Below are 12598 nucleotides of genomic sequence, written 5' to 3' on the forward strand. Positions count from 1 at the left end.
ACATGGCTGGCTCAAAAATCGAAAAAGATGTCTTCGGAACGCTGCCGGACGGCCGCAACGTCGAGCGCATCGTGCTGCGCGGTGAGGGCGGGTTCGAGGCGCGCGTCATCGCCCATGGTGCGGTGCTGCAAGCGCTGATCGCGCCGGACGCCAAGGGCGGATATGACGACGTCGTGCTCGGCCATGACGCCTTCGCCGGCTACCTCGCCGAGCGCAAGTTCCTGGGCGCCACCGTCGGCCGCTACGCCAACCGCATCGCCAAGGGACAGTTTTCGCTCGATGGTGAGACGGTGCAGCTTGCCGTCAACAACGGGCCGAATGCGCTGCATGGTGGCCTCGATGGGTTTGATCGCAAGCTGTGGGACATTGCGGAGATCGACGATGGTGCTGCACCCGCAGTGACGCTCACTTACAGGAGCCCGCATGGAGAAGAGAATTATCCCGGCCGGCTAGATGTCCGCCTGACCTATCGCATTACCGGGCCGACCGAGCTGTCGCTGAGCATGGAGGCGCGGACCGACCGGCCGACCATCGTCAACCTGACCAACCACAGCTTCTTCAATCTCGAGGGCGCGACGTCAGGCACGTCCATTCTCGACCACAAGCTGATTGTCGCCGCCGAGCATTTCCTCGCCATCGATCCCACCGCCATTCCGTTGCCGGAACCGCCGCGCAGCGTTGCCGGCACGCCGTTCGACTTCCGCGACGCCCAGGCTGTCGGCGCGCGTATCCGCGAGAGCCACGAGCAATTGCAGAACGGCAGGGGCTACGACCACACCTATTGCCTCGCCCGTGACGGCAAGCTGGCGTTCGCCGCGCGGCTGGAGGCACCGCGCTCGGGCCGGGTCATGGAGCTGTTCACCGACCAGCCCGGCCTTCAGGTCTATTCCGGCAACTATCTCGACGGCACGATTTCGGGGAAGGGCGGCAAGCTCATCCGTCAGTCGGACGCCATGTGCCTGGAGCCGCACATCTGGCCCGATGCGCCGAACCGGCCGGATTTTCCGAGCCCGCGCCTTGAGCCGGGCGAAGTCTACCGCCATCACACGGTCTATCGCTTCGGAGCGAGGATGCCATGATGGAACAGGTGCCGACCTCGGTTCTCTCTAGCGATCCCTGCCATCTCGGCGAGGGCCCGACCTATGACGCGACCACCGATACCGCGTGGTGGTTCGACATCCGCGAGGGACGGCTGTTCGAGGCGCAACTCGGTAGTGGCAGCATCCGCGTCCATGCGCTCGGGCGGATGGCGAGCGCGCTCGGGCGCATCGATGCCGAACGGCAGTTGATCGTTGCCGAGGACGGGCTTTACGTCCGCAAGCTTGCCGACGGCGCGATGACGCTGTTGCTTCCGCTCGAAGCCGACAATCCAGCCACGCGCTCCAATGATTGCCGCGTGCACCGGTCCGGCACGTTCTGGATCGGGACCATGGGCAAGAACGCCGAGCCGAAGGCCGGGGCGATCTACGCGCTCCATCGCGGCAAGATCTCGACGCTGTTTCCCGGCATCAGTATCCCCAATTCGATCTGCTTCTCGCCTGATGGCGCCACCGGCTATTTCACCGACACGCCGCATGCCGTGCTCTACGCCGTGCCGCTCAATCCCGCGACCGGCCTGCCGCGCGGCGAGCCGGAGGTGCTATTGCGCCACACCGGCATCGGCGGCCTCGACGGCTCGGTGTGCGATGCCGACGGGCAGATCTGGAACGCTTGCTGGGGCGCGAGCCGTATCGATGTCTATTCTCCGCATGGCGAGCGTCTGCGCTCACTGAGCGTGCCGGCAAAACAGGCGAGCTGCCCCGCTTTCGTCGGCCCCGATCTGTCGCGCCTCCTCGTCACGTCAGCCTGGCAGGATATGGACGCGGCCGCACGCGCCGCCGATCCGCAAGCCGGCTGCACTTTTTTACTGGAGGCATCCGCGCGCGGTCGCGCGGAGCCCGACGTCAAGCTCGCATAGGAGACCCGAAAGCAGCCCACGACGACGTTCTCGATGAAACAAAGAAAACAGTCTGACACCCAAGGGAGTAAAACATGCTGAAACTGAAGACGACATTCCTCGCGCTGGCGCTGGCCGGCGCGGCGTCCATGGCCATAGGCGTCACCGCGTCCGCCCAGGACAAGGCGACCGTCGGCATCGCGATGCCGACCAAATCGTCGGCGCGCTGGATCGACGACGGCAACAACATGGTCAAGGTGCTGAAGGAGCGCGGCTACAACACCGACCTGCAATATGCCGAAGACGATATCCCGAACCAGCTCTCGCAGGTCGAGAACATGGTGACCAAGGGCGCAAAAGCCCTGGTGATCGCCGCGATCGACGGCACCACGCTGTCCGACGTGCTCAAGCAGGCCAAGGCCAAAGGTATCACCGTGATCGCCTACGACCGCCTGATCCGCGGCACGCCGAACGTCGACTATTACGCGACCTTCGACAATTTCCAGGTCGGCGTGCTCCAGGCCGAGTCGATCGTACAGGGCCTCGGTCTCAAGGACGGCAAGGGCCCGTTCAACATCGAGCTGTTCGGCGGCTCGCCGGACGACAACAACGCCTACTTCTTCTACAACGGTGCGATGAGCGTGCTGAAGCCCTACATCGACAGCGGCAAGCTCGTCGTCGCCTCGGGCCAGATGGGCATGGACAAGGTCGCTACGCTGCGCTGGGATGGTGCCACCGCCCAGGCCCGCATGGACAATTTGCTCAGCGCCTATTACGGCAACAAGAAGCTCAATGCCGTGCTGTCGCCCTATGATGGCATCTCGATCGGCATCATTTCCTCGCTGAAGGGCGTCGGCTATGGCAGCGCCGATCAGCCGATGCCGATCATTTCGGGTCAGGATGCCGAGGTGCCCTCGATCAAGGCGATGCTGCGCGGCGATCAATATTCGACCATCTTCAAGGACACCCGCGACCTCGCCAAGGTGACCGCCGACATGGTCGACGCCGCGCTCGCCGGCAAGCAGGTCACGGTCAACGACACCAAGACCTATGAGAACGGCGTCAAGACCGTGCCGTCCTACCTGCTCAAGCCCGTCGTGGTCTACAAGGACAATTGGGAGAAGGTTCTGGTCGACAGCGGCTACTACAAGAAGGCGCAGTTCCAGTAGGCTCTTTCTTTCCCTCATCCCCTCCTGGGGAGAGGGAACTCTCCATGGGACGAAACGCATGTCCACATACTCGTCATGCCCGGGCTTGTCCCGGGCATCCACGTCCTTCCTTGCAGGCAGCGGCACGTGGATGGCCGGGACAAGCCCGGCCATGACGACGTCGATGAGTCTTGGAGTATGACACGATGACCGCCATGCTGGAGATGCGCAACGTCAGCAAGAGCTTTGCCGGTGTGCAGGCGCTGCGCGACGTCAATTTCTCGGTTCACGCCGGCCAGATCCACGCGCTCGTCGGCGAGAACGGCGCGGGCAAGTCGACCCTGATGAAGGTGCTGAGCGGGGTCTACCCGCATGGAAGCTACGAGGGCACCATTGTCTTCGACGGCGAGGAGCGGCGCTTTCGCGACATCAACGATTCCGAGGCACTCGGCATCATCATCATCCACCAGGAGCTGGCGCTGATCCCGCTGATGTCGATCGCGGAAAACATCTTCCTGTCGCATCCGCCGTCGAAGCTCGGCGTCATCGACCGCGACGAGGTGTACCGACGCACGCGTGAGCTGCTGGCGCAGGTGGGCCTGAAGGAATCTCCGGATACGCTGATCACCGATCTCGGCGTCGGCAAGCAGCAGCTGGTCGAGATCGCCAAGGCGCTGTCCAAGCGGGTGCGGATGCTGATCCTGGACGAGCCGACCGCCAGCCTCAACGAGGCCGACAGCGCCGCGCTGCTCGAACGCCTGATGGCGTTCCGCGAGCAGGGCATCGGTTCGATCCTGATCTCGCACAAGCTCAACGAGGTCGCCAAGGTCGCCGACCACATCACCGTGCTGCGCGACGGCCGCACCGTCGACAGCATCGACTGCCGCAGCGAGCCGATCCAGGAAGACCGCATCATCCGCAGCATGGTCAACCGCGATATGGCTCACCGCTTCCCGGAGCGCAACGCGACGATCGGTGACCCCGTGCTCACTGTCGAGAACTGGTCGGTGTACCATCCGATCCATCCCGAGCGGCAAGTGATCAAGAATGTCGATTTCAGCGTCAGGCGTGGCGAGGTCGTCGGTATTGCCGGCCTGATGGGCGCCGGCCGCACCGAGTTCGCCATGAGCCTGTTCGGCCGCTCCTGGGGCACCACGATTAGCGGCTCTCTCCGGCTCGAAGGCAGGGAGATGGTGCTGCCGAGTGTCGCTGCCGCGATCGACGCCGGCCTTGCCTATGTCACCGAAGATCGCAAGCAGCTCGGCCTGATCCTGGCCGACGACGTCCGCAAGAACATCACGCTCGCCAGCCTCGACCAGGTCGCCCCAGGCCGGGTGATCGACGACATCGCCGAGCTGAAGATCGCCAGCGATTATCGCACCCGCATGCGCATCCGCTGCTCCGACGTTTACCAGGAGACCGGCCAGCTCTCCGGCGGCAACCAGCAGAAGGTGGTGCTGTCGAAATGGCTGATGACCGACCCCAAGGTCTTGATCCTGGACGAACCGACGCGGGGCATCGACGTCGGCGCCAAGTACGAGATTTACTGTATCATCAACGAGCTGGCGGAAGCCGGCCGCGGCGTCGTGGTGATCTCCTCGGAGATGCCCGAGCTGCTCGGCATTTGCGACCGCATCTGTGTCATGAACGAGGGCGCCTTCGTCGGCGAGTTCAAGGGTCCTGACGCGACGCAGGAGAAGATTATGCGCGCCATCATGCGCAACGAACGAAACATTGGGAACGCCGCGCCAGCGGCCGCGGAGATGGGAGGATCGCAGCTATGACCGACAAGACGGTATCGCTGCCCGAGGAGCGCCGGCACGGCAGCTTCATCAAGAACAATTTGCGCAACTACGGCATGCTGATGTCGTTGATCGCGATCATGCTGTTCTTCCAGGTCATGACCGGCGGCACGCTGCTGCAGCCGCTCAATTTGACAAACCTGGTGCTGCAGAACAGCTACATCGTCATCATGGCGCTCGGCATGCTGCTGGTGATCGTCACCGGCCATATCGACCTGTCGGTCGGCTCGGTCGCCGGCTTCGTCGGCGCGGTGGCCGCCGTGCTGATGGTGACCTACAAGATCGACTACACGCTCGCTTTCATCGCCTGCCTGTTGCTGGGCGCGGCGATCGGCGCGGCGCAGGGCTATTGGGTGGCCTATTTCGGCATTCCGTCCTTTATCGTGACGCTGGCGGGCATGCTGGTGTTCAAGGGGCTCGCGCTTGCGGTGCTGCAGGGGCAGTCACTCGGCCCGTTCCCCGCGACGTTCCAGAAGCTGTCCTCCGGCTTCATTCCAGAACTGCTGCCCGAAGCCGGCACGCTGCATCCGACCTCCATGCTGATCGGTGCCGTGCTCGCGCTCGGCCTCGTCTATGCCAGCGCCAAGGGCCGGTCACGTGAGCAATCGCATGGCATCGAGGTCGAGCCTTATGCGTTCTTCCTGGGAAAGAGCGTTCTGCTCGCCTGTGCGGTGCTCTATTTCACCTATCTGATCGCCTCGCATCGCGGCTTGCCGAACGTGCTGGTCATCATGACGGCCCTGATCGCCCTGTACGGCTTCGTCACCCGGCGCACCGTGATTGGCCGGCAGGTCTATGCGGTGGGCGGCAATGCGAAAGCGGCAAAACTGTCGGGCATCAAGACGGAGCGGCTGACCTTCCTCACCTTCGTCAACATGGGCGTGCTCGCCGCGCTCGCCGGCCTCGTCTTCGCTGCGCGCCTCAACACCGCGACCCCGAAGGCCGGGCTCGGCTTCGAGCTCGACGTCATCGCCGCCTGCTTCATCGGCGGCGCTTCGGCCTATGGCGGTGTGGGCCGGGTCGGGGGGGCCGTGGTCGGCGCCATGATCATGGGCGTGATGAACAACGGCATGTCCATCCTCGGCATCGGCATCGACTATCAGCAGGTCATCAAGGGTCTGGTGCTGCTGGGGGCGGTCTGTATCGACGTGTACAATCAGCGGCGGTAGCTCGACGAGAACGTGGGGTGGGCAAAGGGCGCTAGAGCGCCCATGCCCACTAGCTCTCGCGGTCGCTTAGGACTGTAGCACCGGTACCAATCCGTAGCGCAGCATCGTCTCCTTCATCTTTGCCGGATCGGGCGTACCGGCGGCTAGTAGGACCGCCATTTCCTTGAAATATTGCGGACCAAGCGCGCCGGGGGTGAGTATGCACAGGCAGGTCGCCGGCCGGGGCGAACGATTTGTGAAGCCGTGCACCACGCCGCGTTTGATGAACGCGGTTTCGCCCGGCGCCACGTCGACGTCCGTTCCGTCGATCCGCCAGGTCGAGATGCCGCTTAGCCCATAGATCGCTTCGTCCCAGCGATCGTGATAGTGAGGGATCGGCATGCGCGCGTTCGGCTGGAGTGTCATCTCGAACAGATCGAGACTGCCGGCGGTGTCGTCCTTGCTCCGCAGAAAGGTCAGCTGCAGCGCACCAAGATTGATGATCTCTGGCATGGCGAACTCATTGGGTCGTGTGCGGTAGCGAACTTTACCGCGTTACGGCAATGGGCCAAAGCGTTCTGTTGTCGGAATGGGCTGCGACGCTTTCGCACCCGACAATTATTGCGTCGTAAAGAGCACCACGGCGATGGCAACCGAGAGGCTCGCCGCGGAGACCGTCGCCACGGTCGACAGCACCCCCATTCGACGGAGCGCGATGGCGAATGCGATGATGATGGGGGTCGCGGTCATCAGCCCGATTTGTGCATCGCTCATCGCATCGCTCGCCGTTTTGCGGAACCGCCGGATACATTCAACTTATGACGGCGGGACGGGCGGAACGTTGCGATAGCGCAAACGCCTCTCCGGCCGGTTGCACTATTTGTGCGGCGACAAAGTCGGAATCGCGCCGGTAGGATATCTGTTCGGCGTCTTGATACGGAAGTCAGATGTCGGCGACGGAATGCGAGCAACAGGGAACCGGCTGGGGAATTCTGGAAGATCTTCCCGGCGATCCCATGATCTGGGTGCTGATCTTCAGCGAGCTTGCCGCCTTCGGGCTGTTCCTCGGCGCTTTCGTCATCGCTCGCGCGCTTCACCCGGCGGTCTTCGCGGCCGGTCAAGCCACTCTTGATGCGCATTTGGCCGGGATCAACACCATCGTGCTCGTGACCAGTGGCTGGACCGCCGCGCGCGGGGCGGCTGCCGCAAGGGCGGGCGAGAGCCGGCGTGCGCGCGGTTGGCTCTTCGGCGCCATGGCTCTTGGCGCTCTCTTCATCGCGATCAAGCTGTTCGAATATGCCGGCGAGATCGCGTTGGGAAACGGCCTGGAGACCAGCCCGTTCTTCACGCTGTACTTCCTCCTGACCGGCTTCCATCTCCTGCACGTCGGCCTCGGTATCGTGATCCTGGCCGTAGTTTCCCGGGCTGCCGGGGCGGCGGGCGTCGAGACCGGGACCGCTTTCTGGCACATGGTCGATCTGCTCTGGATCGTCATGTTCCCCATCATCTATCTGGTGCACCCGTGATTCCGGATCGTCTCGACATCGCCTGGATCACGTTGATCGGGCTTGCGCTCGCGACCATTCTGATTCCGCCGCTGGTGTCGCGCCCCTTGTTCGCCAATGCGTTGCTGCTCACGTTTGCCGCGCTGAAGGGCCGCCGCATCGTGCTCGATTTCCTCGAACTTCGCTCTGCGCCGGCGCTCTGGCGGGGCCTTGTGAGCGCATGGGTCCTCGTCGTCGTGCTGTTTGCCTGGCTTGCTTCGGCCATCGTCGCGCTGATCTGACGCGCTCCTTGCGCTTCGTCAAAGAGCGATCCTCGGATCGGCAATAAATAGCATCACCGATTTTCTCTCTACGACTCAAACCGGAAAAGGATTGGCAATGGCTGAACGCCTGACCAAGTCGGCCGCTCGAAATGTCTTCTACGGCGGTTCGGCCTTCTTCTTCGCCATTTTCATAGGGCTGACGGCGCACAGCCATTACTACATGGCCACTACCTCCACCGACGCGTCGACGCTGACTTCGTCGGTCGCGCGCGGCAAGCATGTCTGGGAGAAGAATTCCTGCATCAACTGCCACACCCTGCTGGGCGAGGGCGCCTATTTCGCGCCCGAGGTCGGCAACGTCTGGGACCGCTGGGGCGGCAACGAGGATCCGGCCGCGGCGCGCGAGACGCTGAAGGCCTGGATGCAGTCGCAGCCCTCGGGCGCAGAGGGCCGGCGGCAGATGCCGCAGTTCAACCTGACCGACCAGGAGCTCAACGACCTCGCTGACTTCCTGCAATGGACCAGCACGATCAAGCGTCAGAGCTGGCCGCCGAACAAGGCCGGCTGAGAACGCTGCTTTCTTCTCAAGACAGAAAGAACCCGAGATGAAATATCAAACCCAGAAAGTCGCGATGCTGTATTTCTACGGCGCGCTGACCCTGTTCCTGGCCCAGGTCGTGTTCGGCCTTCTCGCCGGAACGATCTACGTCCTGCCGAACACGCTCTCGACCCTCCTGCCGTTCAACATCGTCCGGATGATCCACACCAACGCGCTGATCGTATGGTCGCTGATCGGCTTCATGGGCGCGACCTACTTCCTCCTCCCGGAAGAGACCGAAACCGAGCTCTATAGCCCGCTGCTGGCGAAGATCCAGTTCTGGATGTTCTTCGGCGCGGCCGGCATTGCCGTCGTCGGCTATCTCTTCCACTACCACGAGGGCCGCGAGTTCCTCGAACAGCCCTTCATCATCAAGGTCGGCATCGTCGTCGTCTGCCTGATGTTCTTGTTCAACGTCACGATGACGGCGCTGAAGGGCCGCAAGACCACGGTCACCAACATCCTGTTGTTCGGCCTGTGGGGCGTTGCGATCTTCTTCCTGTTCGCCTTCTACAACCCGGCGAACCTTGCCGTCGACAAGATGTACTGGTGGTACGTCGTCCATCTCTGGGTCGAAGGCGTCTGGGAGCTGATCATGGCCTCCATCCTCGCCTATCTCATGATCAAGCTCAACGGCATCGACCGCGAGGTCGTGGAGAAGTGGCTCTACGTCATCATCGGCCTTGCCCTGTTCTCGGGCATCCTCGGCACCGGCCACCATTTCTACTGGATCGGCGCGCCCGGCTACTGGCAGTGGATCGGCTCGCTGTTCTCCACGCTCGAGGTGGCGCCGTTCTTCACCATGGTGATCTTCACGGTGCAGATGACCTGGAAGGCCGGCCGCAAGCATCCGAACCGCGCCGCTCTGCTGTGGTCGGTCGGCTGCTCCGTGATGGCGTTCCTCGGCGCCGGCGTCTGGGGCTTCCTGCACACGCTGTCCTCGGTGAACTACTACACCCACGGCACCCAGGTCACCGCCGCGCACGGGCATCTCGCCTTCTTCGGCGCCTATGTGATGCTGAATTTGTCGGTGATGGCCTATGCAATCCCGCAGATCAAGGGACGTGCGCCCTACAATCAGTGGCTCTCCATGACGAGCTTCTGGATCATGTGCACGGCGATGATGACCATGACCTTCGCGCTGACCTTCGCCGGCGTGGTCCAGGTTCACCTGCAGCGCGTGCTCGGCCAGGGCTACATGGACGTGCAGGATCAGCTCGCGATGTTCTACTGGGTCCGGCTCGGCTCCGGTGTGTTCGTGGCGATCTCCGCGCTGATGTTCGTCTGGGCCGTGCTGGTGCCGGGCCGCGAGAAGCAGGCGACCATTCCCGCCGCGCTGCAGCCGGCCGAGTAAACGCAAATGGCGGCCGCGATTTGCCGCGGCCGCCCGCTTCCTGGAAAGTCCGGAGAGACATCATGAAAGCTGCCCTTCACACGGTGACCTCGGCGCCCGAGCTGCCGGCCTATGTTCCATCCGGAAACGAATGCGAGCTTTTCGAGCATGCCTGGCGACGTCGTCTGCCGGTTCTGCTCAAGGGGCCGACCGGCTGCGGCAAGACGCGCTTCGTCGCGCATATGGCGGCGCGGCTGGGACTGCCGCTTCACACCGTCGCCTGTCATGACGATCTGACCGCCGCCGATCTCACCGGCCGCTATCTGCTGAGGGGCGGCGACACCGTGTGGACCGACGGACCGCTGACGCGCGCCGTGCGCGAGGGCGGCATCTGCTATCTCGACGAGGTCGTGGAGGCCCGCAAGGACGTCACCGTCGTGCTGCATCCTCTGACCGACGATCGCCGCATCCTGCCGCTGGAACGCACCGGCGAGGAGCTGGTGGCGCCGAGTAGCTTCATGCTCGTCGTCTCTTACAATCCCGGCTACCAGACGCTGCTGAAGGCGCTGAAGCCCTCGACGCGGCAGCGCTTCGTCGCCATCGAATTCGATTTCCTGCCGCCAGAGCAGGAGATTGGCGTCGTGTCCGCCGAAAGCGGGCTGTCGCCGGAGCGCGTGCGGCCGCTGGTCGGGCTGGCTGGCCGGCTGCGCGCGCTTAGGGGACACGATTTGGAGGAGGGCGTTTCGACCCGCCTCGTGGTCTATTGCGCCACCCTGATTGCCGCGGGCACGCCGACCGCCGATGCCGTGCTGGCCGGCATGATCGAACCGCTCACCGACGATTCGGACGTGAAGGCGGCGCTGCTGGACGTCGCGCGCGCCGTCATCGGGTGAGGCCGCGCCCATGCTCGACTTCCTCGAACTGGAGGAGACCGTCGGCCGCGCCTGGCACCGGATGGTCGGGGGCACCGCGAGCTATCCGGTTCACGGCGATCAGGCCGTCGCACTTGCCGAGATGAGGGGCCGGCTCGCGGTGACGTTCCGCGCGCTCGGCGGCGAGACCGGGGTGCAGATCGCAAGCGCAGGTGCCCGGAAATCGGGGCACCGTCTCGGCTGGCGCCAGCGCATCGGCCTTGGAGACGAGCGAATAGAGCAGCCGGGCCGCGACGCGGCGACCATCTTCCTCCCCGATCGCATCTCGATCTTTCCCGACCGTGCCTTGAACGCGGCGCTCTATCGCTGGCTTGCGGCGTGGTTCGCAGCCGCGCCGATCGAGACCATCGCGGAAGCCGATCCGCTGCGGCGGGATCTTCTGGTGTTGCGCCGGGCGAGCGAGACGGCGGTCTGGGTGCTCACGCAATTTCCCGGGTTTGTCGCTGATTACGCGAAGCTCGCCGCAGCAACTGCCGAGGCCCGGCCTCGTCGCCCCTTGCCGCGCATCGAGCAGGAGGTCGAGCAGATCGTGCTGGCCTTGCTGGGAGCCGGCAAAGCGCCTGCGGGCAGACTGTGGCCGGCGATGATGGGAACGGGCCCGCTGCCGGACAAGGCGCCGCCGGGCTATCATTCGATCCTGCCGTGCCCGCTCTGGGGGGATTGCTGGACGCGCGAGCTCTCGCCCGCACATGCCGGCGAGGACGAGTGCGCACCGGGCGCGGAAGCCGCGACTGAGGACGATCGCAAGCGCTTTGCCGTCCGCGAGCGCGAGGACAATGCCAACCGCCGCGATCGTTTCGTGCTCAACCGCTTCGAGAAGATCCTCGCGATGGCCGAGATGGTCAATGTCGACCGTCCGGCCGACGACAGCGAGGACGAGGATGCGCAGAAAGCGGCCGACGATCTCGAGGAGATCACGCTCAGCCGCCGTAGCGGCAAGCCGGCGAGCCGGTTCAAGTTCGATCTCGACCTGCCGCCGGAAGCCCTCGATGCGTCGCGGCTGAACGCGGATCTCACCTATCCCGAATGGGACTATCGCAGCGGCTCCTATCTGCCGGATCATTGCCGCGTGCTCGCGGGTGCGGCCTCCGAGCAAGGTGAGGGTTGGACGCCCGACGATGCGATGCGCCGGCACATCCGCCAGGTGCGCCGCCGCTTCGAGGTGTTGCGGCCGCGCCACGAACTGATGCGCGCCCAGGCCGACGGACACGACCTCGATCTCGACGCGCTCGTGCGCGCGCGGTGCGACTTGCGCGCCGGCAGCGGCGGCAGCGGTCTCGATCGCATCCATGTCGCCATGCGCCCGCAAGGACACGATCTCGCCGTCACGTTGCTCGTCGACGTCTCGCTGTCCACAGACGCTTGGGTCGATGGCTACCGCGTGCTCGACGTCGAGAAGGAGGCGCTGCTGGTGCTCGCCCACGGGCTTTCGGCCTGCGGCGATCACCACAGCATCCTGGCCTTCACCTCGCGCCGGCGCTCCTGGGTGCGGCTCGAAACGGTCAAGGCCTTCGGCGAGCCGATGAGCGGGACGGTCGAGCGCCGCATCGGCGCGCTGAAGCCCGGTTATTACACGCGGATCGGCACGGCGGTGCGCCATGCCGCCGCCGAGCTTGCCCGCCAGCCGCAGCGTAAGAAACTGCTGATCGTCCTCACCGACGGCAAGCCGAACGACGTCGATCATTACGAGGGTCGCTTCGCGGTCGAGGACACCCGCAAGTCGGTCCAGGAGGCGCGCCGGCTCGGCATCGCCGCCTTCGGCGTCACGGTTGACGCAACTGCGCAATCCTATTTCCCGACCCTGTTCGGCCGCGGCGGCTATGCCATCGTCGGCAACATCAAGCGGCTGCCCGCGGCACTGCCGGCGATCTACCGGCAGGTCGCGCATTGATGTCGGAAGATCCCGAGGGTGACGGCGTTGAGTGAGCTATTG

13 protein-coding genes are annotated in these 12598 nt (G+C 64.3%); 11 read left to right on the plus strand and 2 right to left on the minus strand.

What is annotated here, in order from left to right; translation table 11 throughout:
- Nucleotides 1–2: 2 nt before the first annotated feature.
- The 5 genes from IVA81_RS37225 to mmsB all read left to right on the plus strand — a co-directional run bounded on the left by IVA81_RS37225 (nucleotide 3) and on the right by mmsB (nucleotide 6055).
- The gene (locus tag IVA81_RS37225; protein ID WP_247327467.1) at nucleotides 3–1079 is read left to right on the plus strand and encodes an aldose epimerase family protein; all 1077 of its coding nucleotides are present in this window, start codon (nucleotides 3–5) and stop codon (nucleotides 1077–1079) included.
- Complete coding sequence (locus IVA81_RS37230) at nucleotides 1079–1957, plus strand: SMP-30/gluconolactonase/LRE family protein (protein WP_247327562.1); 879 nt, start codon at nucleotides 1079–1081, stop codon at nucleotides 1955–1957. The genes IVA81_RS37225 and IVA81_RS37230 overlap by 1 nt, the downstream gene beginning before the upstream one ends.
- 74 nt (nucleotides 1958–2031) lie before the next feature.
- The gene (chvE, locus tag IVA81_RS37235; protein ID WP_247327469.1) at nucleotides 2032–3105 is read left to right on the plus strand and encodes a multiple monosaccharide ABC transporter substrate-binding protein; all 1074 of its coding nucleotides are present in this window, start codon (nucleotides 2032–2034) and stop codon (nucleotides 3103–3105) included.
- A gap of 185 nt (nucleotides 3106–3290) precedes the next feature.
- Nucleotides 3291–4868 (plus strand): multiple monosaccharide ABC transporter ATP-binding protein, encoded by a 1578-nt coding sequence (mmsA, locus tag IVA81_RS37240; RefSeq protein WP_247327470.1) that lies wholly within the window; start codon nucleotides 3291–3293, stop codon nucleotides 4866–4868.
- Nucleotides 4865–6055: a multiple monosaccharide ABC transporter permease gene (mmsB, locus tag IVA81_RS37245; RefSeq protein WP_247327471.1), complete on the plus strand. Its 1191-nt coding sequence runs from the start codon at nucleotides 4865–4867 to the stop codon at nucleotides 6053–6055. The genes mmsA and mmsB overlap by 4 nt, the downstream gene beginning before the upstream one ends.
- Before the next feature lie 66 nt (nucleotides 6056–6121).
- Here the strand turns inward: mmsB and IVA81_RS37250 are convergent, their stop codons facing one another.
- Both IVA81_RS37250 and IVA81_RS37255 read right to left on the minus strand, forming a co-directional pair.
- A complete protein-coding gene (locus tag IVA81_RS37250) occupies nucleotides 6122–6547 on the minus strand; it encodes a cupin domain-containing protein (RefSeq protein ID WP_247327472.1) in 426 nt (141 codons plus the stop codon).
- A gap of 105 nt (nucleotides 6548–6652) precedes the next feature.
- Nucleotides 6653–6808 (minus strand): hypothetical protein, encoded by a 156-nt coding sequence (locus IVA81_RS37255; protein ID WP_247327474.1) that lies wholly within the window; start codon nucleotides 6806–6808, stop codon nucleotides 6653–6655.
- Nucleotides 6809–6981: 173 nt separating this feature from the next.
- Between IVA81_RS37255 and IVA81_RS37260 the strand changes: the two genes are divergently transcribed.
- The 6 genes from IVA81_RS37260 (at nucleotide 6982) to IVA81_RS37285 (ending at nucleotide 12556) form a co-directional block, all read left to right on the plus strand.
- Entirely contained in the window at nucleotides 6982–7560 is a 579-nt protein-coding gene (locus IVA81_RS37260; protein ID WP_247327476.1) for a cytochrome c oxidase subunit 3 family protein, read from the plus strand.
- Nucleotides 7557–7820 carry a cytochrome C oxidase subunit IV family protein gene (locus tag IVA81_RS37265; protein WP_247327478.1) on the plus strand — a complete coding sequence of 88 codons (264 nt, stop codon included), beginning with the start codon at nucleotides 7557–7559 and terminating at the stop codon, nucleotides 7818–7820. The genes IVA81_RS37260 and IVA81_RS37265 overlap by 4 nt, the downstream gene beginning before the upstream one ends.
- Nucleotides 7821–7917: 97 nt before the next feature.
- Nucleotides 7918–8370 carry a cytochrome c gene (locus IVA81_RS37270; RefSeq protein ID WP_247327479.1) on the plus strand — a complete coding sequence of 151 codons (453 nt, stop codon included), beginning with the start codon at nucleotides 7918–7920 and terminating at the stop codon, nucleotides 8368–8370.
- Nucleotides 8371–8407: 37 nt separating this feature from the next.
- Nucleotides 8408–9754: a cbb3-type cytochrome c oxidase subunit I gene (locus tag IVA81_RS37275; RefSeq protein ID WP_247327480.1), complete on the plus strand. Its 1347-nt coding sequence runs from the start codon at nucleotides 8408–8410 to the stop codon at nucleotides 9752–9754.
- 62 nt (nucleotides 9755–9816) lie between these two features.
- Nucleotides 9817–10626 carry a CbbQ/NirQ/NorQ/GpvN family protein gene (locus tag IVA81_RS37280; RefSeq protein ID WP_247327482.1) on the plus strand — a complete coding sequence of 270 codons (810 nt, stop codon included), beginning with the start codon at nucleotides 9817–9819 and terminating at the stop codon, nucleotides 10624–10626.
- A gap of 10 nt (nucleotides 10627–10636) precedes the next feature.
- On the plus strand, nucleotides 10637–12556 hold the full coding sequence (locus tag IVA81_RS37285) for a VWA domain-containing protein (RefSeq protein ID WP_247327484.1): 1920 nt from the start codon (nucleotides 10637–10639) through the stop codon (nucleotides 12554–12556).
- Nucleotides 12557–12598 lie beyond the last annotated feature (42 nt).

The organism is Bradyrhizobium sp. 141 (assembly GCF_023074055.1).
Classification (GTDB): domain Bacteria; phylum Pseudomonadota; class Alphaproteobacteria; order Rhizobiales; family Xanthobacteraceae; genus Bradyrhizobium.

What these genes read in the sequence shown, in the direction of transcription:
- mmsA (WP_247327470.1), top strand. Translation starts at nt 3,291, where the DNA reads ATGACCGCCATGCTGGAGATGCGCAACGTCAGCAAGAGCTTTGCCGGT.
- chvE (WP_247327469.1), top strand. Translation starts at nt 2,032, where the DNA reads ATGCTGAAACTGAAGACGACATTCCTCGCGCTGGCGCTGGCCGGCGCG.
- IVA81_RS37275 (WP_247327480.1), top strand. Translation starts at nt 8,408, where the DNA reads ATGAAATATCAAACCCAGAAAGTCGCGATGCTGTATTTCTACGGCGCG.
- IVA81_RS37230 (WP_247327562.1), top strand. Translation starts at nt 1,079, where the DNA reads ATGGAACAGGTGCCGACCTCGGTTCTCTCTAGCGATCCCTGCCATCTC.
- IVA81_RS37270 (WP_247327479.1), top strand. Translation starts at nt 7,918, where the DNA reads ATGGCTGAACGCCTGACCAAGTCGGCCGCTCGAAATGTCTTCTACGGC.
- IVA81_RS37285 (WP_247327484.1), top strand. Translation starts at nt 10,637, where the DNA reads ATGCTCGACTTCCTCGAACTGGAGGAGACCGTCGGCCGCGCCTGGCAC.
- IVA81_RS37225 (WP_247327467.1), top strand. Translation starts at nt 3, where the DNA reads ATGGCTGGCTCAAAAATCGAAAAAGATGTCTTCGGAACGCTGCCGGAC.
- IVA81_RS37250 (WP_247327472.1), bottom strand. Translation starts at nt 6,547, where the DNA reads ATGCCAGAGATCATCAATCTTGGTGCGCTGCAGCTGACCTTTCTGCGG.
- IVA81_RS37255 (WP_247327474.1), bottom strand. Translation starts at nt 6,808, where the DNA reads ATGAGCGATGCACAAATCGGGCTGATGACCGCGACCCCCATCATCATC.
- IVA81_RS37280 (WP_247327482.1), top strand. Translation starts at nt 9,817, where the DNA reads ATGAAAGCTGCCCTTCACACGGTGACCTCGGCGCCCGAGCTGCCGGCC.
- mmsB (WP_247327471.1), top strand. Translation starts at nt 4,865, where the DNA reads ATGACCGACAAGACGGTATCGCTGCCCGAGGAGCGCCGGCACGGCAGC.
- IVA81_RS37260 (WP_247327476.1), top strand. Translation starts at nt 6,982, where the DNA reads ATGTCGGCGACGGAATGCGAGCAACAGGGAACCGGCTGGGGAATTCTG.